The following is a 25,933-nucleotide window of genomic DNA, read 5'->3' on the forward strand; positions in this document are numbered from 1 at the left end:
CGGAAGGACTGGTGGAGCGCTTAGAAGTGAGAATGCCGGTATGAGTAGCGAAAGATGGGTGAGAATCCCATCCACCGTATGACTAAGGTTTCCTGAGGAAGGCTCGTCCGCTCAGGGTTAGTCGGGACCTAAGTCGAGGCCGACAGGCGTAGACGATGGACAACAGGTTGATATTCCTGTACCACCTCCCCGCCGTTTGAGTAATGGGGGGACGCAGTAGGATAGGGTAAGCGTGCGATTGGTTGTGCACGCCCAAGCAGTAAGGCGTGGAAGTAGGCAAATCCGCTTCCTGTAACGTTGAGCTGTAATGGGGAGCTCTTTAAGAGCGAAGTACCTGATTTCACACTGCCAAGAAAAGCCTCTAGCGAGGCGGGAGGTGCCCGTACCGCAAACCGACACAGGTAGTCGAGGAGAGAATCCTAAGGTGTGCGAGAGAACTCTCGTTAAGGAACTCGGCAAAATGACCCCGTAACTTCGGGAGAAGGGGTGCTCTCGAAAGAGAGCCGCAGTGAATAGGCCCAGGCGACTGTTTAGCAAAAACACAGGTCTCTGCAAAACCGTAAGGTGACGTATAGGGGCTGACGCCTGCCCGGTGCTGGAAGGTTAAGAGGAGGGGTTAGCGTAAGCGAAGCTCTGAATTGAAGCCCCAGTAAACGGCGGCCGTAACTATAACGGTCCTAAGGTAGCGAAATTCCTTGTCGGGTAAGTTCCGACCCGCACGAAAGGCGTAACGATCTGGGCACTGTCTCAACGAGAGACTCGGTGAAATTATAGTACCTGTGAAGATGCAGGTTACCCGCGACAGGACGGAAAGACCCCGTGGAGCTTTACTGTAGCCTGATATTGAATTTTGGCACAACTTGTACAGGATAGGTAGGAGCCAGAGAACTCGGAGCGCCAGCTTCGAGGGAGGCGTCGGTGGGATACTACCCTGGTTGTGTTGAAATTCTAACCCGTACCCCTTATCGGGGTAGGAGACAGTGTCAGGTGGACAGTTTGACTGGGGCGGTCGCCTCCTAAAAGGTAACGGAGGCGCCCAAAGGTTCCCTCAGAATGGTTGGAAATCATTCGTAGAGTGTAAAGGCACAAGGGAGCTTGACTGCGAGACCTACAAGTCGAGCAGGGTCGAAAGACGGGCTTAGTGATCCGGTGGTTCCGCATGGAAGGGCCATCGCTCAACGGATAAAAGCTACCCCGGGGATAACAGGCTTATCTCCCCCAAGAGTCCACATCGACGGGGAGGTTTGGCACCTCGATGTCGGCTCATCGCATCCTGGGGCTGTAGTCGGTCCCAAGGGTTGGGCTGTTCGCCCATTAAAGCGGTACGCGAGCTGGGTTCAGAACGTCGTGAGACAGTTCGGTCCCTATCCGTCGTGGGCGTAGGAAATTTGAGAGGAGCTGTCCTTAGTACGAGAGGACCGGGATGGACATACCGCTGGTGTACCAGTTGTCTTGCCAAAGGCATCGCTGGGTAGCTATGTATGGACGGGATAAGTGCTGAAAGCATCTAAGCATGAAGCCCCCCTCAAGATGAGATTTCCCATTACGTAAGTAAGTAAGATCCCTCAAAGACGATGAGGTAGATAGGTTCGAGGTGGAAGTGTGGCGACACATGGAGCTGACGAATACTAATCGATCGAGGACTTAACCACTAACTTGAATGGTCGTTAGTCAATGTCTTTATCCAGTTTTGAGAGAACAAAAATTATTTTTAAAAAGTATTGCTTTTTTAAGAAAAAAGTAATATAATAATTCTTGTCTCAAATAAGTGATTCGAAAATATGATAGAATTCACTTGAGTCTAGTGATGATGGCAAAGAGGTCACACCCGTTCCCATACCGAACACGGAAGTTAAGCTCTTTAGCGCCGATGGTAGTTGGGGGCTTCCCCCTGCGAGAGTAGGACGTTGCTAGGCATAATACCCAGGAGGATTAGCTCAGCTGGGAGAGCACCTGCCTTACAAGCAGGGGGTCGGCGGTTCGAGCCCGTCATCCTCCACCATATTAAGCCGGTGTAGCTCAACTGGTAGAGCAACTGACTTGTAATCAGTAGGTTGAGGGTTCAAGTCCTTTCGCCGGCACCATTTGTACGAGCCATTAGCTCAGTGGTAGAGCATCTGACTTTTAATCAGAGGGTCGAAGGTTCAAGTCCTTCATGGCTCACCAGTTTTATTTAAATTTACGCGGGTGTGGCGGAATTGGCAGACGCACTAGACTTAGGATCTAGCGCCGCAAGGCGTGGGGGTTCGACTCCCTTCACCCGCATTAATGTTATAAAAATGCACATGCGGAAGTAGTTCAGTGGTAGAACACCACCTTGCCAAGGTGGGGGTCGCGGGTTCGAACCCCGTCTTCCGCTCCAAATGTGCCGGGGTGGCGGAACTGGCAGACGCACAGGACTTAAAATCCTGCGGTAGGTGACTACCGTACCGGTTCGATTCCGGTCCTCGGCACCATTTATATGCGCCCGTAGCTCAATTGGATAGAGCGTCTGACTACGGATCAGAAGGTTGTGGGTTCGACTCCTGCCGGGCGCGCCATATATACGAGAAGTAGCTCAGCTTGGTAGAGCACTTGGTTTGGGACCAAGGGGTCGCAGGTTCGAATCCTGTCTTCTCGACCATTTTTATTGGGGCCTTAGCTCAGCTGGGAGAGCGCCTGCCTTGCACGCAGGAGGTCAGCGGTTCGATCCCGCTAGGCTCCACCATGAACTTTGAAAACTGAACAACAAAACGTTAATGAATATAGTTTCTCATTAAATTGAGGAACAAAATTTTGGACATCAATTTTGATGCCAGCAATTTTTTGAGCTTTATCAAATTCTTTTATGGAGAGTTTGATCCTGGCTCAGGACGAACGCTGGCGGCGTGCCTAATACATGCAAGTCGAGCGGACCTTTAGAAGCTTGCTTCTGAAGGTTAGCGGCGGACGGGTGAGTAACACGTGGGCAACCTGCCCTATAGTTGGGGATAACTCCGGGAAACCGGGGCTAATACCGAATAATTCATTTCATCACATGTTGAAATGATGAAAGATGGTTCTGCTATCGCTATAGGATGGGCCCGCGGCGCATTAGCTAGTTGGTGAGGTAACGGCTCACCAAGGCGACGATGCGTAGCCGACCTGAGAGGGTGATCGGCCACACTGGGACTGAGACACGGCCCAGACTCCTACGGGAGGCAGCAGTAGGGAATCTTCCACAATGGACGGAAGTCTGATGGAGCAACGCCGCGTGAGTGAAGAAGGTTTTCGGATCGTAAAACTCTGTTGTAAGGGAAGAACAAGTACAGTAGTAACTGGCTGTACCTTGACGGTACCTTATTAGAAAGCCACGGCTAACTACGTGCCAGCAGCCGCGGTAATACGTAGGTGGCAAGCGTTGTCCGGAATTATTGGGCGTAAAGCGCGCGCAGGCGGTCCTTTAAGTCTGATGTGAAAGCCCACGGCTCAACCGTGGAGGGTCATTGGAAACTGGAGGACTTGAGTGCAGAAGAGGAAAGTGGAATTCCAAGTGTAGCGGTGAAATGCGTAGAGATTTGGAGGAACACCAGTGGCGAAGGCGACTTTCTGGTCTGTAACTGACGCTGAGGCGCGAAAGCGTGGGGAGCAAACAGGATTAGATACCCTGGTAGTCCACGCCGTAAACGATGAGTGCTAAGTGTTAGGGGGTTTCCGCCCCTTAGTGCTGCAGCTAACGCATTAAGCACTCCGCCTGGGGAGTACGGTCGCAAGACTGAAACTCAAAGGAATTGACGGGGGCCCGCACAAGCGGTGGAGCATGTGGTTTAATTCGAAGCAACGCGAAGAACCTTACCAGGTCTTGACATCCCATTGACCGCTATGGAGACATAGCTTTCCCTTCGGGGACAGTGGTGACAGGTGGTGCATGGTTGTCGTCAGCTCGTGTCGTGAGATGTTGGGTTAAGTCCCGCAACGAGCGCAACCCTTGTTCTTAGTTGCCATCATTTAGTTGGGCACTCTAAGGAGACTGCCGGTGACAAACCGGAGGAAGGTGGGGATGACGTCAAATCATCATGCCCCTTATGACCTGGGCTACACACGTGCTACAATGGACGGTACAAACGGTTGCCAACCCGCGAGGGGGAGCTAATCCGATAAAACCGTTCTCAGTTCGGATTGTAGGCTGCAACTCGCCTACATGAAGCCGGAATCGCTAGTAATCGCGGATCAGCATGCCGCGGTGAATACGTTCCCGGGCCTTGTACACACCGCCCGTCACACCACGAGAGTTTGTAACACCCGAAGTCGGTGAGGTAACCTTTTGGAGCCAGCCGCCGAAGGTGGGACAGATGATTGGGGTGAAGTCGTAACAAGGTAGCCGTATCGGAAGGTGCGGCTGGATCACCTCCTTTCTAAGGATATTAACGGAATATAAGCCTAGGGCTTATACCATTAACGTTTTGTGTTCAGTTTTGAAGGTTCATTAGAAAAGCGGAAAACACCGCTTAGCTGAACCGGATACTGGAAGTCTTGAGTAGAAATGCTTGCATTTCGCACGAAAGACTGAAGTAGACGCGTCAGCTGGTGTTTGGAGCTAGACATTAATAGAACTTTCTTTATATTGTTCTTTGAAAACTGGATAAAACGACATTGATAGCAACAAACAAAATTCAAGTAATTTATTGTAAGTTCTTAAAATCTTCTCTGTTTGAGAAGTGTAACTAACTTTTAGGTTAAGTTATTAAGGGCGCACGGTGAATGCCTTGGCACTAGGAGCCGATGAAGGACGGTACTAACACCGATATGCTTCGGGGAGCTGTAAGTAAGCTTTGATCCGGAGATTTCCGAATGGGGGAACCCACTGCTCGTAATGGAGCAGTATCTTGACGTGAATTCATAGCGTCATGATGGCACACCCAGGGAACTGAAACATCTAAGTACCTGGAGGAAGAGAAAGAAAATATTCGATTCCCTGAGTAGCGGCGAGCGAAACGGGAATAGCCCAAACCAAGAGGCTTGCCTCTTGGGGTTGTAGGACACTCTATATGGAGTTACAAAAGAATGGATTAGGCGAAGCGATTTGGAAAGATCCGCCATAGAAGGTAAAAGCCCTGTAATCGAAAGTCCATTCTCTCTTGAGTGTATCCTGAGTACGGCGGAACACGTGAAATTCCGTCGGAATCCGGGAGGACCATCTCCCAAGGCTAAATACTCCCTAGTGACCGATAGTGAACCAGTACCGTGAGGGAAAGGTGAAAAGCACCCCGGGAGGGGAGTGAAATAGAACCTGAAACCGTGTGCCTACAAGTAGTTAGAGCCCGTTAATGGGTGATAGCGTGCCTTTTGTAGAATGAACCGGCGAGTTACGATTACGTGCAAGGTTAAGTTGAGAAGACGGAGCCGCAGCGAAAGCGAGTCTGAATAGGGCGAAAGAGTACGTGGTCGTAGACCCGAAACCAGGTGATCTACCCATGTCCAGGGTGAAGGTGAGGTAACACTCACTGGAGGCCCGAACCCACGCACGTTGAAAAGTGCGGGGATGAGGTGTGGGTAGCGGAGAAATTCCAATCGAACTTGGAGATAGCTGGTTCTCTCCGAAATAGCTTTAGGGCTAGCCTCGTGATGAGAATACTGGAGGTAGAGCACTGTTTGGACTAGGGGGGCATCTCGCTTTACCGAATTCAGACAAACTCCGAATGCCAGATATTTATACACGGGAGTCAGACTGCGAGTGATAAGATCCGTAGTCAAAAGGGAAACAGCCCAGACCACCAGCTAAGGTCCCAAAGTAATCGTTAAGTGGAAAAGGATGTGGCGTTGCTTAGACAACCAGGATGTTGGCTTAGAAGCAGCCATCATTTAAAGAGTGCGTAATAGCTCACTGGTCGAGTGACGCTGCGCCGAAAATGTATCGGGGCTAAACGATTCACCGAAGCTGTGGATGTGCATCTAAGATGCACGTGGTAGGAGAGCGTTCTAAGGGCGTTGAAGTCAGACCGGAAGGACTGGTGGAGCGCTTAGAAGTGAGAATGCCGGTATGAGTAGCGAAAGATGGGTGAGAATCCCATCCACCGTATGACTAAGGTTTCCTGAGGAAGGCTCGTCCGCTCAGGGTTAGTCGGGACCTAAGTCGAGGCCGACAGGCGTAGACGATGGACAACAGGTTGATATTCCTGTACCACCTCCCCGCCGTTTGAGTAATGGGGGGACGCAGTAGGATAGGGTAAGCGTGCGATTGGTTGTGCACGCCCAAGCAGTAAGGCGTGGAAGTAGGCAAATCCGCTTCCTGTAACGTTGAGCTGTAATGGGGAGCTCTTTAAGAGCGAAGTACCTGATTTCACACTGCCAAGAAAAGCCTCTAGCGAGGCGGGAGGTGCCCGTACCGCAAACCGACACAGGTAGTCGAGGAGAGAATCCTAAGGTGTGCGAGAGAACTCTCGTTAAGGAACTCGGCAAAATGACCCCGTAACTTCGGGAGAAGGGGTGCTCTCGAAAGAGAGCCGCAGTGAATAGGCCCAGGCGACTGTTTAGCAAAAACACAGGTCTCTGCAAAACCGTAAGGTGACGTATAGGGGCTGACGCCTGCCCGGTGCTGGAAGGTTAAGAGGAGGGGTTAGCGTAAGCGAAGCTCTGAATTGAAGCCCCAGTAAACGGCGGCCGTAACTATAACGGTCCTAAGGTAGCGAAATTCCTTGTCGGGTAAGTTCCGACCCGCACGAAAGGCGTAACGATCTGGGCACTGTCTCAACGAGAGACTCGGTGAAATTATAGTACCTGTGAAGATGCAGGTTACCCGCGACAGGACGGAAAGACCCCGTGGAGCTTTACTGTAGCCTGATATTGAATTTTGGCACAACTTGTACAGGATAGGTAGGAGCCAGAGAACTCGGAGCGCCAGCTTCGAGGGAGGCGTCGGTGGGATACTACCCTGGTTGTGTTGAAATTCTAACCCGTACCCCTTATCGGGGTAGGAGACAGTGTCAGGTGGACAGTTTGACTGGGGCGGTCGCCTCCTAAAAGGTAACGGAGGCGCCCAAAGGTTCCCTCAGAATGGTTGGAAATCATTCGTAGAGTGTAAAGGCACAAGGGAGCTTGACTGCGAGACCTACAAGTCGAGCAGGGTCGAAAGACGGGCTTAGTGATCCGGTGGTTCCGCATGGAAGGGCCATCGCTCAACGGATAAAAGCTACCCCGGGGATAACAGGCTTATCTCCCCCAAGAGTCCACATCGACGGGGAGGTTTGGCACCTCGATGTCGGCTCATCGCATCCTGGGGCTGTAGTCGGTCCCAAGGGTTGGGCTGTTCGCCCATTAAAGCGGTACGCGAGCTGGGTTCAGAACGTCGTGAGACAGTTCGGTCCCTATCCGTCGTGGGCGTAGGAAATTTGAGAGGAGCTGTCCTTAGTACGAGAGGACCGGGATGGACATACCGCTGGTGTACCAGTTGTCTTGCCAAAGGCATCGCTGGGTAGCTATGTATGGACGGGATAAGTGCTGAAAGCATCTAAGCATGAAGCCCCCCTCAAGATGAGATTTCCCATTACGTAAGTAAGTAAGATCCCTCAAAGACGATGAGGTAGATAGGTTCGAGGTGGAAGTGTGGCGACACATGGAGCTGACGAATACTAATCGATCGAGGACTTAACCACTAACTTGAATGGTCGTTAGTCAATGTCTTTATCCAGTTTTGAGAGAACAAGCTCTCTACAATGAAATAGGAACTTCGCCTAAGAGCGCAACATCCATGTTGCAACGGCGAAGCCAGTACATCCTTGTACAAGTCTAGTGATGATGGCAAAGAGGTCACACCCGTTCCCATACCGAACACGGAAGTTAAGCTCTTTAGCGCCGATGGTAGTTGGGGGCTTCCCCCTGTGAGAGTAGGACGTTGCTAGGCAAATAAAAACCACCACTATAATTTAGTGGTGGTTTTTCGTATGTGTAATAATTTCAAAAAGGACGAAGCACTACAAGCAGCATCGCCCTCAAGCATAATTTCTTCTCCTATTAGAACTCCAATACTTTTCTTAAATCATTAATATATGATTGACTTACTGGAAGCTCTATCCCACTTTTTAACTCCACAATAAAATTCGATGCTAAATCTTTAGAAATCCTTTTAATAAAATAAATATTAAGGATATATGAGCGATGTATTCTTACAAAAAACTCAGGCAGCTTTGTTTGTAGTTCCTTCAAAGTAATATTTGTTTTATATTGTTCATTATGCGCGTAGAACCATGTTCGTTTTTGTAAACTTTCAATATATGAAATTTGTTCAATGGGTATCGGTGTCCAATCTTCTTCTTGTTTTCCCGTTAAAAACTTATAAGGCTTTCGCTTTTCCTCTGTATATGAGGATGGAAGAATAACGATTAAGGCGGCTTCTTGCTGTTTGAAATAAATTGGATACCCTATTGCATAATAGGGTTCACCCAAAACTGTATGATCCATAAGTGCTTCTGTTTTTTTTCTTGTTTTGAGGACACGTGAAGCAATGCTCTCTGGATGAATAGAACTTTCCAAATCTAAGTGAAAATGATGTTTACTCTTCGAATGGTAAACATACGAATCCCCCATAGCAATCGCGATTGAAGCATCTTTAGATATCCAGTCTTCTAATATAACTTTAAATTGATCAAATTCTTCCCTCGAAATTTGAAAATTTTCATTCCCCATGTAAAAATATCCCCCTTTGTTTCTTTCTTAATTTGAACTTCATCTTACTTAAATACCCTTTTATCCCAAAAAAACACTATTTCGTCAGAAAATAATGAAAATATTTAAATACTGTTATATATTAATTTACAACAAATACTTCTGTTATGGAACAGTTAAAAATGAATTATTTCACAAAACAGAGTATTTAAACAAAGGGGAAGGTGTTTATATAATGGTAACAAGACAAGAAAGAATCGATGCAATTAAGAAAGATTGGGCAGAAAATCCTCGTTGGAAAGGGATTGAACGCGGATACACTGCTGAGGAAGTAGTAAAATTACAAGGATCATTCGTTCAAGAGCAAACTTTAGCTAAACGTGGTGCTGCTCGCCTATGGAAATCTTTACATGAAGAGCCATTCATTAATGCGCTAGGAGCACTAACAGGTAATCAAGCAGTACAACAAGTAAAAGCTGGTTTAAAAGCAATCTACTTATCTGGTTGGCAAGTAGCTGCAGATGCAAACGTAGCTGGTCAAATGTATCCTGACCAATCATTATACCCAGCAAACTCTGTACCACAAGTTGTTAAACGTATCAATCAAGCTTTACAACGTGCAGACCAAATCGATCACGCTGAAGGTCGCGAAGATGGTTTTGATTGGTTCGCTCCAATCGTAGCAGACGCTGAAGCTGGTTTTGGTGGACCATTAAACGTATTCGAACTTGTTAAGGGTATGATTGAAGCAGGTGCATCAGGCGTACACTTAGAAGACCAATTAGCTTCTGAGAAAAAATGTGGTCACTTAGGTGGTAAAGTATTACTTCCAACACAAAATGCTATTCGTAACTTAATTGCAGCTCGTCTTGCTTGTGACGTAATGGGTGTAGATACAATCTTAATCGCACGTACAGATGCTGATGCTGCTGACATGGTAACATCTGATATTGACCCACGCGATGCAGAATTCTTAACTGGTGAACGCACTCCAGAGGGATTCTATCGCACAAAAGCAGGTATCAAACAAGCAATCGCACGTGGTTTAGCATATGCACCATATGCTGACTTAATCTGGTGTGAAACTTCACATCCATCATTAGAGGAAGCTCGTGAATTCGCTGAAGCAATCCATGAGAAATTCCCTGGAAAAATGTTAGCTTATAACTGCTCTCCATCATTCAACTGGAAAGCAAAATTATCTGATAAAGAAATCGCAGAATACCAACGCGAGTTAGGTAAACTTGGATACAAATTCCAATTCATTACACTTGCTGGTTTCCACAGCTTAAACTACTCAATGTTCGAGCTTGCGCATGATTACAAAGATAACGGTATGGCTGCATACTCAAAATTACAACAAGCTGAATTCGCTGCAGAGTCTAAAGGCTACACAGCAACTCGTCACCAACGTGAAGTAGGTACAGGTTACTTTGATGAAGTGGCACAAACAATTTCTGGTGGTCAGTCTTCAACTACAGCAATGGCTGGTTCAACTGAAACAGAGCAATTCGTATAATAATTATGGAGTGCCTTGGATAAAATCTATTAATTAATCAAATATGTAAGAGATTTATCAGAGGTACTTTAAATATAAAGATAGTTTTGGTACTTAAAGCACAATGTTCGTTGATGTACTTATAGCAAAACAAAGGGAATTTATTGGGGATAAAAGAGCGATTTAAACATGGGGTTCAGATTATCAAAAGGTTGCCTCCTAAATTGATAATCTAATAAATAATTCAATAGCAAATGGGGATGTCTGCCTTACTAGTAACTTTTCTAGTAAGGCTTTCTTTATAACAATAACTATTAAAAGAGCTTTGAAAAAGGGATTTTTGTGGATTTGTAGAATATAAGACTAAACTTCATACATAGCAAAGGGGAGATTATGGATGAGAAATAAAGAATTACTTTTGGTACCGGGTCCTACACCGGTAGTAGATGAAATCTATGATGCATTAGCAAGTGAAACAAGGGGGCATACAGATCCTCGCTTTGTATCAATTTATAAAAGTGCCATCGAGAGAACAAAAGAATTACTGCAAACAGATGGGGAAGTATTTGTAGTAGCAGGTTCTGGCACTCTTGCAATGGAAATGGCCATAGTCAATACAGTTGGCAAAGGGGAAAAATTACTTGTCATTAGTCACGGATATTTTGGAGACCGATTTACACCACTGGCTAAAAGTTTTGGCATTGAAGTTGAAGTTCTACAGTCGGAGTGGGGCAAACAAGTTGATACAGCTTTAGTTGAAGCAAAGCTAGCAGAAGGGCAATATAAAGCTGTTACGATTACCCATGCAGATACTTCAACAGGGGTTGTATCGGATTTAGATGTTCTTGTACCAATCATTAAGGCTTCAGGAGCATTAGTAATCCTCGATGGTGTTGTAGCGACTGCAGCACTTGAAGAAAATATGAGTAAATCATATGGGGAGCCTGACTACAAAATTGATGTAGTATTAACAGGGTCCCAAAAAGCAATAGGGATTCCTCCAGGGCTTGCAATTGTTGCGTTTAATCAGACAGCATTAAAAGCGAGAGAAGAATTGGGACAAGTATCTGCTTATTATAGCGATATATATAACTGGCTACCGATTATGCAAGATCCATCAAAATACTTTGCAACACCTCCTGTTAATTTAATTTATGCTTATGATACAGCATTAAAAATTGTACTTGATGAAGGCATTCAAAAGCGTGAAATACGTCATATTGCTTTCGGTCAAGGAGTACGTGCAGCATTACGTACTTATGGAATGGTCCCTCTAGCTTCTGAAGAAGTTGCAGCTCCAACTTTAAGCTGTATTTTATATCCAGATGGAGTAAATGATACAGCTTTTCGTTCAAAACTTGCTGAAAGAGGCGTAATTGTTGCTGGTGCTCTAGCTCATTTAGCAGGCAAAGCTTTCAGAATTGGACATATGGGGAATACAACAGCCCAAATGCTTGAACAAGCTATTCAAACAATTGGTGAAGTTCTTCAAGAGCAAGGATTAAAAGTTAATCCAGAAGCTGCCGTAAATGCTCTGAATAATGTAATAGGTGAAGTTGTTAATTCTTAAATAAATCAAAAGGCTCCTTAAAAACAATTTGTTTCTAGGAGTCTTTTCATATTAAGAAGTTTAATTAAATATATTATCAGAAGTAATAATATGGCTAGAGAAGGAGCTGTTAAGATGGATGTCCAAAAATTAAAGAAGCAAATTGATTTTTCACAAAATAGAGTTGAGGCAGATTTTATTTTAAAGAACGCTAATATTGCAGATGTCTTTTCACTCTGTTGGAGAAAAGCTGATATTGTTGTAGCGAACGGCATGATTGTTGCACTGGATGAGCAAGAAAAGTTTAATGCAAAGTCAATTGAAGATGCGAATGGAAAATATGTCGTTCCAGGACTTATTGATGCACATATTCATATAGAATCTTCTATGTTACCTCCTTCTCAGTTTAGCGAAATTTTATTACCCCATGGAATTACTTCAGTTATTTCAGACCCTCATGAAATTGTTAATGTATCAGGTGCAAAGGGTATGCAGTTTATGTTGGATGATGCAAAAAATGCACTAATGGACATCTATTATATGTTGCCATCAAGTGTACCAAGTACCTCTTTTGAGCATGCAGGTGCCACTATGAAAGCAAAAGATTTAGCTCCATTCATTCAAAATGAAAATGTATTAGGTCTTGCAGAAGTCATGGATTTTCCAGCGGTATTAAATACTGATTTCGATATGTTAGATAAACTATCTTTAGCAAAACAATATAATAAGGTTATTGATGGCCATGGAGCAGGTTTAACTGGTGAACAACTTCGAGGATATCGTGCTGCAGGAATTCGCACCGATCATGAATGTGTTACTGCAGAGGAAGCTAGGGAGAGAATTAAACAGGGGATGTATGTTTTAATTCGTGAAGGCTCTGCAGCTAAAAATTTGCAGGATTTATTGCCCGCTGTTACACCTATCAATGCCCGCCGTTTTGCTTTTTGTACGGATGATAAGCATTTGGATGAGTTAATGGAAGAGGGAAGTATAAATTATGCAGTAAGCCTTGCAATTAAGTATGGCATGAATCCTCTTCAGGCAATTCAACTTGCAACCATTAATGCTGCTGAATGTTATCGTCTTGATGGTAAAGGTGCTATTGCAGAAGGGTATATTGCTGATTTTATTATGCTAGATGATTTACATAAAATGAAGATTGCAGCCGTTTGGAAAAATGGTGAGAAAGTTGTTACAGATGGAAGTTTACTAAAGACGTGTAAGCAAACAAAGGAGATTGATCAAACTATACTTCATTCAGTTAATATTCCAAAGCTATCAAAAAAAGATTTCGAAATTCGATTTAATGAAGGGAATCGAGCAAATGTTATCGAAATAATACCAAACCAGATAATAACCAAGCATGTTGTGAAAGAAGTCGATGTACAAAATGGAGTGTTTATCCCTTCAATTGAAAATGATTTACTGAAAATTGCAGTGATAGAACGACATCATTCTCTTGGTTTAAAAGGGCTTGGGATTGTTCACGGATTAGGTTTAACAAAAGGTGCAATCGCCACAACCATTGCCCATGATTCGCATAATGCGATTGTTGTTGGAACAAATGATGAAGATATGTTAACTGCACTTGAAGCGTTACAATCGATGCAAGGTGGTTTAGTCGTAGTAGAGGGAGGAAAAGTAATTGGCTCATTAGCTTTACCAATTGCAGGGTTAATGACAACACTATCTCCTGAAGAAGCTGCTATAAAACTTAAAGAGGTTCATGATGCACTAAATGAAGTACATCATGATATATCATTTCATCTATTTTTAACTGTTTCATTTTTAAGCTTACCAGTAATCCCAGAGTTAAAGTTAACGGATACAGGTTTGTTTGATGTTAAAAGTTTTCAACATATACCAGTGGAAGTAGTTTCTAAGAATACTGTTGTGTAGGGCAGTATTCTTTCGTTTCCATTGAATTCCAAAGTTTAGAGAGATAGAATTTATTATAGGTTTAAAACTTTTTACAGAGGGGATGCACTGTGGTAAGAACAGTTGTAGTTATACCTGCACTTAATCCATTAAACTTAATCATAGATTATGTGATTAAGTTAAAAGAATTAAATATTGATAAAATTATTATTATCAATGATGGTAGCGATGAAAAATATAATACGATATTCAAAAAGCTACAGAATATTGAATGGTGTATTGTATTAGATCATAAAGAGAATTTAGGTAAGGGTAGAGCATTAAAAACAGGCTTTTTATACGTCTTAACTCAATATAAAAAAGTAGATTCAATTATCACTGTAGGAGCGCATGGACAACACAGAATTGAGGAAGTAGGACAAATTCTTCATCATGCGGAACTTTTTTCAGATGGAATAATTCTTGGCGTAAGAAATTTTCATACAAAAGATATGCCTCTTATTAGTACAATCGGAAATAAAGCTGCTTCCGTGTTATTTGAACTGTTCTTCCATAAACGTTTGCTTGATACACAAACAGGCTTACGTTGTATTCCAAAGCAAGCTCTTCCTTGGTTAATAAAGGTAAAAGGGGAAGATTTCAGTTTTGATACAAATATGTTGGTGGAGGCATTGAAAAGAAAGGTACCAATATATGAAATTCCGATAGGTCATGCGCGGGTTAAGAAAAATTCAATTATGTTTTATGATGAAATTACAAATGCACATAAACTGATTCAACAAATTATTACTACATATACAAGAAGTAAGAAGCAACATGAGTAAATGGAACCTTTGCTCTTCCAACTCGTAAACATAGATGTACTGCAAAAAGGGCTGATTTATAAAGTATCTTTATGTAGTACTTTTTTAATTAGTTGGTAATGCTATAAAAGACAGCACTGTATGTACTTAAGGAGGATGTAACATGGATGAAAAGTTGGAATTAGAAACCGTTATAAAAGGAAAAGGAAAACATTATGCGCCTAATAAATTTATAAATAAAGTGAAAACTTATGGACTAAATTTAGGTTTTAGAGCTTTACATGCAGCGGCTACATTATTTAGTGCGTTGAAAAGTCCAGATTTACCAAAAGAACAAAAGCTGTTGATTCTTGGTGTTTTAGGATACTTTATTCTGCCGATTGACCTTATAGCGGACTTTTTACCAACAGTTGGTTTAGCCGATGATGCGGTTGTTATATTTAAAGCCTTGTCTGTTGTATATTCTTCCATTACTGATGAAATGAAAGAAGAAGGTCATGAATTATTAAAGAAATTGTTAGGTGATAAATATATGCCGACAATTGAGTATGAAATTTAAACTTGTTTAAAATCCAAAGCCGAAATCTCTGAGGTGAAGTACTGTGTTAAAACGAATAACATTTCTCGTCATTGTCATTGTACTTATTAAGCCGACGTATGATTTCGGCTTAACTTTCTTTGAAGAAGCAAAGCAATACTTCAACGAGAACAATATTACGATTGAAGATGCAACTACCCAAGTAATTTCTACTGTATCCAATACTGCTAAGGATACGCTTATTTATACCGCTGCAACTGTGAAAAATGCTGAATTACCAAGCACAGTGAAAACAGTTGATGAACTAGCTGATGCGTTTTACTACTATTTTAGTAATTGGGTAACAGATTTTGAAATAACCTATGTAGGTAGTACAACGGATATAGAAAACTTAATTGAGAGTGCGGTAGAGTTAGCTGCGCAGCGGGATCATTATATTCTAGGACACTTATCAAATCGAAAAATTGAATACGAGTATGGCCGCTTTGATGCAAAAATTAAAGTTCATCAAACGTATTTAACAAATGCTGCCCAGGAACAAATCGTTAATGAAAAAGTAGCATCAATCCTTGCAACAGCAACACCAGAAACAATGTCTGATTTTGAAAAAGTAAAATTTGTAAACGACTATATTGTGAAAAATACAGTGTACAGTGAAGATTCTATCGCTAGTCCACATAGTGCATGCGCGGTAGTTGCTGAAGGAAAAGGTGTTTGCCAAGGATACGCGCTCTTAGCTTTAAAATTGTTGCAAGGCTTAGGTATCGAAACGAAATACGTTGTAGGTGAGGTTTATACAGGTGGACATGCTTGGAATCTAGTAAAGGTTGATGGAGAATGGTATCATCTCGATACAACGTGGAATGACCCAACGCCAGATCGTAAAAATGTTGTTCGTTATGAGTATTTTTTAATGAATGACGCAAAGATGAAAGAAGACCATACGTGGATTTTATCTGATTATCCAAAAGCAACTAGTAATAAATATGCTTTTATGGCACAAATCGATCATGCCTATGAAGTAGACGGGATCATTTATTATAGCAATGTAAATGAGGATAATATTCTTTACCGTATAAATCTAAACACAGGTGAAAATGATCGTTTAACCGATAGTCGAGCTCAGTATATTGTAGGATTTGGGGATTGGATTTACTTTAGTAATTATTCAAAAGGAGCATATTTATCGAGAATACGAAAAGACGGCTCAGATGAAATGGTTTTATATAGAGAAAAAGTAGAAGACTTATATATACAGGATGGGTATCTATACTTTTCGACAGATGATGGATTAAAAAGGTTTGAATTATAGAAATCGCGGCTTACAATGGTAGGCCGCGATTTTTCGCTCTTCGTACAATATATTCAATTGGAGGTTCTTCACATAAATGAAAATGAATCATTGGGAAGTGATCATTCATTAACCTTTGAAATTGGCTTAAAATATATGGATGATATCTAAAGATACTTCCATTTAAAAATAATGTGAAGGATTCATCAATGCTAGGTAACTTTTTCAACGTTGAAACAGCTAACTCTGCTAGTTCTTTAGCAGCTTGTTGACTAATCGTAAGTGCCACTTCATCACTTAACTCAACTGCTTTAGGTAATACGGCACTAATGCTAGCAAGCTTTGCATTCGTATAATCTGGAGCATATAGCCAGGTCATAAGTTGTTCGGTATTTTTTATATTTAATTTTCCGAATACAAGTTCCTTTAAAATGGTTGGCGTTTGATTGCGCCCGTCTTCTAAGCGAAATAAGGAATTTACGATTTCTTTTCCAATCCAATAGCCGCTACCTTCATCACCAGTACGATGTCCCCAACCACCAGTTCGATAAATATTATCTTCCTGGTCTGTTGCAAAGCAGATTGCCCCTGTACCAGAAATAATTAAAGCCCCACATTTGTTTGAGTCGACTAATCCTAACAAAGTGGCTTGAACATCATTCTCAACAATGATTGTGTTAATGGCTAGGGGGCTTTTTTCAATTGCATTTATAATCATCTCTTTGACAATGGTTAAATCCTGCTCTGTATCAATACCCGCCATGGCAAAAATAGCTACATCTATCGTTTTAAGTTTAGTAGAGTTATAAATATCGATAAGCAGTTGTTCAATTAATTTCTCCACTTGTTCTATTCCTATTGCTTGATAATTAGAGCCTGTAGCTGTTTTTTCGAAGATACATTCTCCGATACAAGAACGTACCGAAATAGTCGTTTTCGTGGCGCCACCATCAACGGCTAACAGTATTGGATTAGTCATGTTTATTCCAGCCTTCAAGGAATTGATACAGCTGTTTTTCGCAATTTTGAAGGTGTGTTGTTTTTCCTGTTAACCAGTTTTCAAGTAAAGGGGAAACTGCTTGAGCTTGAGTTAAGGAATTACGCATTGTTTCTGGCGCAGGTCCACCTGTTAATGAACGTACATGGACAAAAAATTCGGGTTTTAACACTTTATAAAACTCTTCTTTTGATATTTTCAAAGGTTTACCTGTAATTTCAAGGGATTTTTCATTGGCCAATTCCCACGTTAATTTTTCTAACGATTCTTCTTTAGAATTTAATAGCGTTTTAACGCAGCTGCTCACAATACGATGTGATTGACGGAATGAAATACTCTCCGAACGAACTAATGAATCCGCAAGTTCCGTTACATTAGCAAAGCTATTTTCTGCCCGTTTCAGTAATTTTTCTTTGTTAACATCCATCGTAACAACTACACTGCCAAATAGCTTATAAATGCCTCTTAACTTTTCCATAGCACGCCATAAATAGGGCTGCATATCGTCTTCTGTATCTACAATATCCCCGAACGGTGTATTATGAATCATTTGTAGCACGGTAGAGGCATCACCATACACAGAGGATAAAAGGGATCTTGTATGCTCTATAGAAACTGGATTGCGTTTTTGAGGCATAATAGAACTTACTTGCACATATGGACTTGCAAGATTAATAGCATTAAACTCTTGAGTAGCCCAAAGTAAGAAATCTTGCGAAGTGCGACCAAGATTCAATGCAGCTAGTTGTACGACACCTGCTAATTCAGCAATATAATCTGCACCCGCAACAGCGTCCCACGCATTTTCAATAACACCGTCAAATCCGAGGAGTTCTTTCATTCGATCACGATTAATATTAAAACCGGTAGTTGTTAATGCAGCTGCCCCCATACTACTTTGATTGACTGTTTCATATGCTGCCTGCATCCGTTTAAAGTCTCGAGAAAGTTGGTCAATTACTGCTTTTAAATAATGGGCAAAAGTAGTTGGTTGTGCTTGCTGTGTATGTGTATAACCAATCATAATTGTATCCACGTGTTCCTGTGCAAAAGCAATTAATGATGATCTAAGGGCAAGTAGTTCCTCCATTAATGCAAGCAATTTTTCTCTTAGAGTCATACGATAAATAGCAATGCCCATGTCGTTGCGAGAACGTCCAATGTGTAAGTTTCCCGCAACATCACCAGCTAATTCAATCAGTTTATTTTCAATACGGAAAAATAAATCTTCAAACTGAGGGTTATAGTCTCTTTGTTCAAAATAATTTAAATCCAGTTTAGCTATCGCCTGCCCGATTTGCTTAGCATCCTTATGTGAGATAAGTTGCTGTTCCTCAAGCATTTTTAAATGGGCGATATGTATATGCACCATCGACTTTAAAAAATGCTTTTTTGCTTCGTCATAGGCAGGTTGAAGCACCATTTGACGATAACTATTAGAAGGAAATCGGTCTCCTTCGATTTTATTTATTCGGCTCCTAAAATCTTGAAACACCATAGAATCGCCTCCGAAAAAATACATATCCATCCCCATTTTATCTAAATTGAAGCCTACTTGTACTATATATCAACGCTTTAAAGCACAATATTATGAACATGATACTTACTACTATTAGATGTTAGATTAATTTTTTTCTTTGGGCTAGTACAGTTGGTAAGGTCATGCCAATAAGAACTAGTACAATCCCGAAAATTTGTAACATTGTTAATTTTTCATGTAGTACAAGACTTGCTGCTAGTATTGCAACAGGTAATTCCATCGCACTTAAAATAGACGATAGCCCTCCACCAACTTTAGGACCTGCAATAGAAAATAATAGAATAGGCAGGATAATTCCAAAAAATCCTAGTGCTAAGCCAAACCACAGTAAGTTCGTTTGGATTAATGTACCATTCCAAATAATTTCTGGTGTTAAAAAGATGCTGATCATAATGAGTGCGACAAAGGACATGAAAAATGTACGAGTGATGGTCGAAATGCCCTCAACTTGTCGTGAATTGATTTGTAAAAAGATTGCAAAGCTTAGTGCTGATGCTAAACCGAATACCCATCCTTGCCACGGGATATTGGATAAGTCAACATCCAAAACGCCTGCTGAAAGAATTGTTCCAGCAAATAAAAAAAGAAGGGAAAAACCTTCTGGACGACTAGGTAATCTTTTTCGTCTGATACAATCGATGAGCATTCCAATCCATGTAAACTGAAATAACATAACAACTGCAAGAGAGGCTGGTAAATAGTCTAACGATTTGCCATAAACAATACCTGTTGTTGATGTGAAAATACCTGCAAAAATTATCGTTATTACACCGGCTTTCGTTAAGCGCGGCATTGTTCTTTGTGTAATGAGAAATAAAATAAGCGCTAAAATAAAACCGACTACATATTGACTTGTTACAGCTTCGGCAGAAGTAAACCCATATCCCATCGCTACTTTAATAATTGTGGATAAGATTCCATAGCTACTAGATGCTATTACAATAAGAAGTGCATAAATTAGTTGTGAATTCATGTTGTGACCTACCTACTATTTAATTAGATTTTCTTGACCATATGATAAAAAGGTTCATCAATAATCGTCCATGGTTCTGTAATGACATACCCAACTCGTTCGTATAAATTGTGTGCTTGCTCCTTTTGAATTTCGACATTTAAAGATATTTTTGAAAAGCCTTTGCTCTTTGCTACTTGTTCTGCAAAGTTTAGCAATTTTGTTCCAATTCCTTGTCCTCGTGCAGAATCGTGTACACAAATGGTATCCACATAAAATTCATCATCATGCGCTTCAATTTCAATGGTTGTTACGGGAGCGTTTTTTGATTTAAGACGTTTTTCTAACGATTTATCTAATTTTCTACCATCTAAACCACTGTACACCACAAGGATTCCTGCTATATCTGTTGTCTCAATATTAACTGCAACATACGTATTTAAATAGGAGTGACGATTATCCGTATGGGTAAATAACGTTTCTAGTTCATCAATAATTTGATTGTAATCAGATTGACCTGTTAAACGATTTGCAATTTCCCCGATTGCATCATAAATTAATGGTGCTACATACTTTGCATCATCTGGTTCTGCTTGTCTTATGGAGATATTCATATAATCCTTCCTTTCAAAAGAATTATAGCAAAATATTGAAGGGAATTATGACTTTTTCCCTTGTCTGAATAGTTTAAAACTTTAAGGCTGTGTAAATTTTATGGTAATCTTATTTCAGCACATATTCGGAGGTCAGACAACTTTATGAGTCACCCAAACAAAGACTTTGTTTTAGTATACGGAGACGCTTTTGTTGATTATATAGCGAATGATAAAACAAACACATCCTTTACAACTTTTTTAGGTGGGGCAACTGTGAATGTAGCAGCAGGTATTAGCCGAATTGGTGCACCTTCAGCACTAATCACTATTACTGGCGATGATGAAACATCAGAATTTGTTCGATCTGAAATTAGTAAAGAGGGCGTAAATATAGATTATTCCATTATCGTTCCAGAAAAACGTGTTAGTGGGGTATATGTACATTTAACAGAAGAGTGTGAGCGAGTATTTAAAGATTATGTAGATGAGACGCCAGATTTACAAGTAGAACCACATCAGTTAAATGAAGAGGCTTTTAAAAGAGCATCGATTTTTAATGTTTGTTCTGGTACAATGTTTCATCCAACAGCTCTAGCTACAACTAGAAAAGGTGTAGAAATGGCTAAGGAGAAGGGCGCTATTATTGCTATTGATGCAAATATTCGTCCTTTACGTTGGAGTAGTGAAGAAAATTGTAGAGAAACAATCATATCCTTTTTTGAGGATGCTCATATTTTAAAATTAACAGATGAAGAACTATTTTTCTTAACACAAACCGATAATCTTCAAGATGGCATAGAAATACTTAATCAATATTTGGTGTCAATTGTGTTAATAACTGTTGGTGCTGATGGAGCATATGCAGTGTTAAATGGTGAGGTTATTCATGTGCCAACTGAAAGAGTAGAAGCAGTTGATACTACTGGAGCAGGAGATGCATTTATGGCGGGAGTATTACGAACTGTCCATTACAATGGGTTACCAACTACTCAAGATGAACTAATCAAATGTGTTAGTTTTGGAAATAAACTTGGTGCATTTGCTGCAACAAAGGCAGGCGCATTATCAGCGCTTCCTAAATTAGTAGAAGTCAACCAATGGTTATAAAAATCGACCGCCGACAACGATTGTTCCGTTGTCGGTTTTTTTATTCAAAATTATACTTAAGGTAACAAATGAAAAGTATAGGAGTGGAGAAAATGGGAGAGTTACAAGCAGTTCCGTGGGCGTTAATTGCTCCATTATTATTCATACAATTAATCTTAATGGTTGTAGCTTTAATTGATTTATCAAGAATCCATGCAACAAACGGACCGAAATGGCTATGGGTGATTATTATCATTTTTGGTAATTTACTTGGATCTATTGTGTACTTTATTATAGGGAGAAAACAATCATGACTCTTATTACCGTATCGGATTTAACAAAAACTTTTGGCAATCAAACAGTAGTTGACAATATATCTTTTTCCATTGAGCCTAATACGTCAACAGCGTTAATCGGACCAAATGGAGCAGGAAAGACAACGACTTTGTCCATGCTAACAGGTTTATTGAGCCAAACATCCGGTAGTATTAAGATGGAGGGCGTAAAAGATATGCGTTCTGTTATTGGATTTTTGCCCCAGTATCCAAAATTCTTTTCATGGTTATCCGCTCTTGAATATACAGAAATGGTCGCGAAACTAAGCGGTGTAGAAGTAAAACAAGCAAAATTACAATCACAAAAAATATTAGAGTATGTTGGTTTAGGTGCTGCCCTTCATAAAAAAACAGGTACGTTTTCTGGGGGAATGAAGCAACGTTTGGGTATTGCACAAGCCCTTGTCCATAAACCAAAATTACTTTTATTAGATGAACCGGTTTCTGCTCTTGATCCAGTAGGACGTAGAGAAATTATGAATTTATTAAAGGAAATTCAAAATGAAACGACAATTCTTTATTCTACTCATATTTTAAATGATGCAGAAGAAATGACAGATCAACTTCTCTTTTTAAGAGGTGGGAAATTAGTAGAAAAGGGATCTTTAAAAGAAGTGCGAGCTCGTTTTGAAGAGCCTCGATTCAAAATTAAATTTAGCTCCAGTCAACAAGCATTACAATTTGCTAGTCAGTCAGAACTTCATTGTCATGTAGAAGGAGAAAAGGTTTTTGTAGAAATTGTTCATGAGCAACCAACGATGCAACATATGCTAAACCGTCTTGCAAATAGTCAGTTCTCCATTGAAAGCATTGAAAAGGTCACAGCAAGTTTAGAAGAAATCTTCATGAAGGTGGTTGGAAGCTATGAGTCAGTTTAAAGTATTAGTAGGTAAAGAGTTACGTGAGAGCTGGCGTAGTTTTAAATTATTATGGCTTCCCCTTGTGTTTATTTTACTAGGTGTGAGTGATCCAATATTAAATTATTACATGATGGATATTTTAAAGGCAGTGGGAGGTATGCCAGAAGGATTTCAAATGGTAATGCCTGAATTTTCAGCTGCCGATATTATTGCAGCATCAACAGGCCAATTTCAATCAATTGGATTAATAGTTTTAATTGCAACCTTTGTTGGTACGATTAGTAGAGAGCGCCAAAATGGAACTGCAACGCTTTTATATGTTCGCCCTATATCACATAGTGCGTTATTTTTAAGTAAATGGTTTGTGGCGACTCTTGTGGCAATGATTAGTGTTATTGCAGGGTATGCAGCAAGTTTATATTACACAGTAATTTTATATGGTCCTGTAGAATGGAATCGTTTTATCGCAATGCTTGCAACCTATTTATTATGGATTTGTTTAGTAATGGCTTTAACAGTAGCAATGAGTGCTTCTTTTAAAACCGTTGTTGCAGCAACATTAACGATTTTTCTCGTAATCGGTGGTACAATCTTTGAAAGTTTAGTTGGTAGTTTTACATCTGTTTCACCATGGAAATTACCAAGCTCATCCTTAGCATTATTAAGCGATTTTTATGATGGAACAGATTTTATAATAAATTTATGTTTATCCTTTGGGTTGCTAATTATCTTTATCCTGATTGGCATAATGATGTGCAAACGTAATGCATCGACAACTAAAATTTAAACTATAGTCTATCACATATACGTGATGGGCTATTTTATTTAGATTTCAATTGGAATATAATAGAATTTGACTATAAATATCCAGATTTTTCTTAAAATAAGATTGGGAGGTGGATTGGATGACTACCAAGTTAAGAAATTCAGATCGCTTTTTAATAGCTTTTAATCGAATTAGTTTAACATTAAGGGAAATTATTGAAGCAAAAGAGTTTATGCCCTTTTACCGATTAGTAGATTACGGAAAAAAGAAAAGTGCATTAGTCCGAAAATATGAAGATGATTTACGCTCATTTGCAGATTTACGCAACGCCATCGTTCACCATCGTACGTCAGCAGAATTTGTCATTGCTGAACCTCACACAAAAGTAGTAAGCCGAATTGAATATATTGATCACGTATTATCAAAGCCAAGATTAGTAGGACAAGTTTTTCACAAGAAAGTGCTTTGTTTTCAAATAAACGATTCATTAAAGTATGTATTAAACGTTATTCGTCAACGAAAGTTTACGCAATTTCCAGTTTATGAAGGTCACGAATTTCGTGGACTTGTTACAACAGTAGGTATTACCAATTGGTTAGCGACTACAATTTCAGGCAACCAAATTCCGAAAAAGATGCCTACATTATACGATATTTTGCACCACGAGAAAAATCGTGTAAATTATAAATTTGTTAGTCGATACATAACAATTTACGATGCTGAGGAAATTTTCAAACAGGGTGTAGAGCGCGGGAAACGTTTTGAAGCACTGTTAATTACTGAGCATGGAAAACCACAACAAAAACTGTTAGGCATTATCACACCGATTGACATTATGAAAGTAGATTAAAAAATAAAGTGGTAAAGTTAATTAGGTTCTTTACCACTATCATTTCGTAGGCTAATATACAATGAGCCATTTTCAAGCACTTGTGCATAATAAACATCTTTTAAATTTTGTATTTTTTTCTTACGAAGCTTATTCAAAACCCATTCTTCTGTTAATCCAATCTCCGTTAAGTTTTCTGAGAGTATTTTGCCATTTGAAATTACCTCGGTTGGAGCGTAGGGAGGAATGGATACGTCAGCTTTCACATCTTGCTTTGTTGCTGAATCATGGGCAGGCTTTTTTAATACACTGAGTTCTCCATTTGTTTCGAAAATTGCATAATGAACTTCATCGAAGGAGAAGATACTTTGCTCTCTTAATAACATGGCAAGTTCATCAACATGTAAGCGAGACTTCTTCAAAGCTTTATCCATAATAACTCCATTTTTTACTAAAATCATTGGTTTATCATCCAATAATACACGTATCTTTTTTGAACGTAGCGTAAGAAAACCTACGAGTAATGTTAAAAATGTCCACCATACTAATCCTGTTATTCCATCCCAAAAAGACCCATCTGCTTTTGAGGATATTTCTGCAGCGATTGAACCGAATGTTATGCCAGTTGCGTAATGGAAAAAGGTAAACTGACTTACTTGTTTTTTTCCAATAATCCGGGCAACTATTAACATTGCTGAGAAGGCAATCGTTGTTCTTACTATCATTTCAAAGAAGTGTACATTTGTAAAATCTCCCATGTTGAATCTCCCTTCCTTCATTTCTTAGCATGAACAAAAGAAAGATTTGTATACGAAAAAAGGAGGTGTCTGAAAAGTCATTTTGAGACAACTCCTTTGTGACTGTCGCTTACGCTTTCGTCACAGATAAATTGCGACGAGGATGGTGGAAATTTATTTCGACTACCGCAGGAACAATAATTCATAAGAGATATTTATCAAGAAAGAAAAGAGGTGTCCAAAAAATTATTACTTTTTGGACACCTCTTTTAATGCTTATAGACTAATGAATTGGACTCAATATTGAATGAATGAGGTGTGGATTACTAACAAAACCTTCTTTAATCGTTACTTCATTCATTTTGTTTTCATAAGAAAATTTGAATATACCATTATCAAAATCTGTCCCAATTTCTTTAAAGAATATTCCTTCTAAATATTCTGTTTTAGGACAAGTGAATACAATTTTGTAGTTCTCTACATCACGGATTACATAAGCACGGACACCCTTTTCAAATGTCCCATATAATTCATCTTCTACTGGACGTTTTACAGCAACGATGTGGAAATCAGCAAACGGAACTTCTTTAAGTAACACGTTTAAAAATGATCCTTTTGTTATCTCTTCCCATCTACTTTGGGCACTTTGTCCAACGATAATTTGTGTAATTCCATAATTTTTAGCAACTTCAGCAACAACCTTTTGAATAGGGCGTTTTTCATTGTCACATATAATGAATTTTTCAACTTGTAATTCTTCGGCTAATTGCGTCCAACGTTCAATATACCCTGACTTCTCTGCATCAAAACTATCGATTGGTTTTGAGTCAACAGTTAGTATATAGAGTGGACAATCCAATAATGTCGCAAGTTTATGTCCACGACGAATAAGTCGTTCACCATTAAGTCCGTAATATACACAAACTAAAATACTCTCATCCAATCTCTTTACATGATTCATCGTAGTCTGCTCCTCTTAAAAATAGTTCAATATATCAAAATAATAATGGCAACTGAGAAAAATGACGTTTTAAAAAGAAAATAGGGAAGCTAATTAAG

At 40.2% G+C, this 25,933-nt stretch carries 18 protein-coding genes, 9 tRNA genes and 5 rRNA genes (1 of these 32 cut by a window edge); 25 read left to right on the forward strand and 7 right to left on the reverse strand.

Annotated elements, in window-relative coordinates; genetic code table 11:
* The 14 genes from NKR20_RS00635 to rrf (NKR20_RS00700) all read left to right on the forward strand — a co-directional run.
* A 23S ribosomal RNA gene (locus NKR20_RS00635) occupies window positions 1-1,652 on the forward strand (it extends 1,266 nt beyond the left edge of the window).
* A gap of 148 nt (window positions 1,653-1,800) precedes the next feature.
* A 5S ribosomal RNA gene (gene rrf, locus NKR20_RS00640) occupies window positions 1,801-1,916 on the forward strand.
* Between the two features lie 10 nt (window positions 1,917-1,926).
* Window positions 1,927-2,002 (forward strand) — tRNA-Val (locus NKR20_RS00645).
* A 6-nt stretch (window positions 2,003-2,008) separates the two neighbouring features.
* Window positions 2,009-2,084 (forward strand) — tRNA-Thr (locus NKR20_RS00650).
* Between the two features lie 7 nt (window positions 2,085-2,091).
* A tRNA-Lys gene (locus tag NKR20_RS00655) sits at window positions 2,092-2,166 on the forward strand.
* 17 nt (window positions 2,167-2,183) lie between these two features.
* Window positions 2,184-2,265: transfer RNA gene (locus NKR20_RS00660), tRNA-Leu, on the forward strand.
* 22 nt (window positions 2,266-2,287) lie between these two features.
* Window positions 2,288-2,362: transfer RNA gene (locus NKR20_RS00665), tRNA-Gly, on the forward strand.
* 5 nt (window positions 2,363-2,367) lie between these two features.
* Window positions 2,368-2,456 (forward strand) — tRNA-Leu (locus NKR20_RS00670).
* A 7-nt stretch (window positions 2,457-2,463) separates the two neighbouring features.
* Window positions 2,464-2,540, forward strand: a tRNA-Arg gene (locus tag NKR20_RS00675).
* A 6-nt stretch (window positions 2,541-2,546) separates the two neighbouring features.
* A tRNA-Pro gene (locus tag NKR20_RS00680) sits at window positions 2,547-2,623 on the forward strand.
* A gap of 8 nt (window positions 2,624-2,631) precedes the next feature.
* Window positions 2,632-2,707: transfer RNA gene (locus NKR20_RS00685), tRNA-Ala, on the forward strand.
* 117 nt (window positions 2,708-2,824) lie between these two features.
* Window positions 2,825-4,373 (forward strand): 16S ribosomal RNA (locus tag NKR20_RS00690).
* 319 nt (window positions 4,374-4,692) lie between these two features.
* A 23S ribosomal RNA gene (locus NKR20_RS00695) occupies window positions 4,693-7,610 on the forward strand.
* Window positions 7,611-7,742: 132 nt separating this feature from the next.
* Window positions 7,743-7,858 (forward strand): 5S ribosomal RNA (rrf, locus tag NKR20_RS00700).
* Together the 16S, 23S and 5S rRNA genes with 9 tRNA genes alongside form the textbook arrangement of a ribosomal RNA operon.
* A gap of 110 nt (window positions 7,859-7,968) precedes the next feature.
* Here the strand turns inward: rrf (NKR20_RS00700) and NKR20_RS00705 are convergent.
* Entirely contained in the window at window positions 7,969-8,640 is a 672-nt protein-coding gene (locus NKR20_RS00705; RefSeq protein WP_121213693.1) for a LytR/AlgR family response regulator transcription factor, read from the reverse strand.
* 214 nt (window positions 8,641-8,854) lie between these two features.
* On the opposite strand from NKR20_RS00705, the gene aceA reads away from it, so the two are divergent.
* The 6 genes from aceA (at window position 8,855) to NKR20_RS19510 (ending at window position 16,197) form a co-directional block, all read left to right on the forward strand.
* Complete coding sequence (aceA, locus tag NKR20_RS00710; protein ID WP_121213692.1) at window positions 8,855-10,138, forward strand: isocitrate lyase; 1,284 nt, start codon at window positions 8,855-8,857, stop codon at window positions 10,136-10,138.
* Window positions 10,139-10,514: 376 nt separating this feature from the next.
* A complete protein-coding gene (locus NKR20_RS00715) occupies window positions 10,515-11,687 on the forward strand; it encodes a pyridoxal-phosphate-dependent aminotransferase family protein (protein ID WP_253422786.1) in 1,173 nt (390 codons plus the stop codon).
* A 90-nt stretch (window positions 11,688-11,777) separates the two neighbouring features.
* Window positions 11,778-13,565 carry an adenine deaminase gene (gene ade, locus NKR20_RS00720; RefSeq protein WP_253422789.1) on the forward strand — a complete coding sequence of 596 codons (1,788 nt, stop codon included), beginning with the start codon at window positions 11,778-11,780 and terminating at the stop codon, window positions 13,563-13,565.
* Between the two features lie 89 nt (window positions 13,566-13,654).
* Window positions 13,655-14,368, forward strand: coding sequence for a glycosyltransferase (locus NKR20_RS00725; RefSeq protein ID WP_253422792.1), 714 nt, complete (start codon window positions 13,655-13,657; stop codon window positions 14,366-14,368).
* Window positions 14,369-14,510: 142 nt separating this feature from the next.
* On the forward strand, window positions 14,511-14,906 hold the full coding sequence (locus NKR20_RS00730; protein ID WP_253422795.1) for a YkvA family protein: 396 nt from the start codon (window positions 14,511-14,513) through the stop codon (window positions 14,904-14,906).
* A gap of 43 nt (window positions 14,907-14,949) precedes the next feature.
* Window positions 14,950-16,197, forward strand: a complete 1,248-nt coding sequence (locus NKR20_RS19510; RefSeq protein ID WP_121213688.1) for a DUF5050 domain-containing protein — start codon at window positions 14,950-14,952, stop codon at window positions 16,195-16,197.
* A 10-nt stretch (window positions 16,198-16,207) separates the two neighbouring features.
* Here the strand turns inward: NKR20_RS19510 and NKR20_RS00740 are convergent, their stop codons facing one another.
* From NKR20_RS00740 to NKR20_RS00755, 4 genes are all read right to left on the reverse strand, one after another.
* Window positions 16,208-17,155, reverse strand: a complete 948-nt coding sequence (locus NKR20_RS00740) for an N-acetylglucosamine kinase (protein WP_121213687.1) — start codon at window positions 17,153-17,155, stop codon at window positions 16,208-16,210.
* Window positions 17,148-18,671 (reverse strand): argininosuccinate lyase, encoded by a 1,524-nt coding sequence (gene argH / locus NKR20_RS00745; RefSeq protein ID WP_121213686.1) that lies wholly within the window; start codon window positions 18,669-18,671, stop codon window positions 17,148-17,150. Before argH ends, NKR20_RS00740 begins: the two co-directional genes overlap by 8 nt.
* Window positions 18,672-18,792: 121 nt before the next feature.
* Window positions 18,793-19,686, reverse strand: a complete 894-nt coding sequence (locus NKR20_RS00750; RefSeq protein ID WP_121213685.1) for an EamA family transporter — start codon at window positions 19,684-19,686, stop codon at window positions 18,793-18,795.
* A gap of 23 nt (window positions 19,687-19,709) precedes the next feature.
* Entirely contained in the window at window positions 19,710-20,279 is a 570-nt protein-coding gene (locus tag NKR20_RS00755; protein ID WP_253422798.1) for a GNAT family N-acetyltransferase, read from the reverse strand.
* A gap of 144 nt (window positions 20,280-20,423) precedes the next feature.
* Between NKR20_RS00755 and NKR20_RS00760 the strand changes: the two genes are divergently transcribed.
* From NKR20_RS00760 to NKR20_RS00780, 5 genes are all read left to right on the forward strand, one after another.
* The gene (locus NKR20_RS00760; RefSeq protein ID WP_253422800.1) at window positions 20,424-21,368 is read left to right on the forward strand and encodes a carbohydrate kinase family protein; all 945 of its coding nucleotides are present in this window, start codon (window positions 20,424-20,426) and stop codon (window positions 21,366-21,368) included.
* A 92-nt stretch (window positions 21,369-21,460) separates the two neighbouring features.
* Window positions 21,461-21,661 carry a PLDc N-terminal domain-containing protein gene (locus tag NKR20_RS00765; RefSeq protein ID WP_121213682.1) on the forward strand — a complete coding sequence of 67 codons (201 nt, stop codon included), beginning with the start codon at window positions 21,461-21,463 and terminating at the stop codon, window positions 21,659-21,661.
* Window positions 21,658-22,560: an ABC transporter ATP-binding protein gene (locus NKR20_RS00770; RefSeq protein WP_253422801.1), complete on the forward strand. Its 903-nt coding sequence runs from the start codon at window positions 21,658-21,660 to the stop codon at window positions 22,558-22,560. Before NKR20_RS00765 ends, NKR20_RS00770 begins: the two co-directional genes overlap by 4 nt.
* Window positions 22,547-23,329 (forward strand): ABC transporter permease, encoded by a 783-nt coding sequence (locus NKR20_RS00775; RefSeq protein WP_253422803.1) that lies wholly within the window; start codon window positions 22,547-22,549, stop codon window positions 23,327-23,329. Before NKR20_RS00770 ends, NKR20_RS00775 begins: the two co-directional genes overlap by 14 nt.
* 118 nt (window positions 23,330-23,447) lie before the next feature.
* Entirely contained in the window at window positions 23,448-24,158 is a 711-nt protein-coding gene (locus NKR20_RS00780; protein WP_253422805.1) for a CBS domain-containing protein, read from the forward strand.
* A 17-nt stretch (window positions 24,159-24,175) separates the two neighbouring features.
* Here the strand turns inward: NKR20_RS00780 and NKR20_RS00785 are convergent, their stop codons facing one another.
* Both NKR20_RS00785 and NKR20_RS00790 read right to left on the reverse strand, forming a co-directional pair.
* Window positions 24,176-24,895: a YetF domain-containing protein gene (locus tag NKR20_RS00785; RefSeq protein WP_245987456.1), complete on the reverse strand. Its 720-nt coding sequence runs from the start codon at window positions 24,893-24,895 to the stop codon at window positions 24,176-24,178.
* 262 nt (window positions 24,896-25,157) lie between these two features.
* Window positions 25,158-25,835 (reverse strand): adenine nucleotide alpha hydrolase family protein, encoded by a 678-nt coding sequence (locus tag NKR20_RS00790; RefSeq protein WP_121213678.1) that lies wholly within the window; start codon window positions 25,833-25,835, stop codon window positions 25,158-25,160.
* Between the last annotated feature and the right edge of the window lie 98 nt (window positions 25,836-25,933).

This window comes from Ureibacillus endophyticus (assembly GCF_024159215.1).
Classification (GTDB): Bacteria; Bacillota; Bacilli; order Bacillales_A; family Planococcaceae; genus Ureibacillus; species Ureibacillus endophyticus.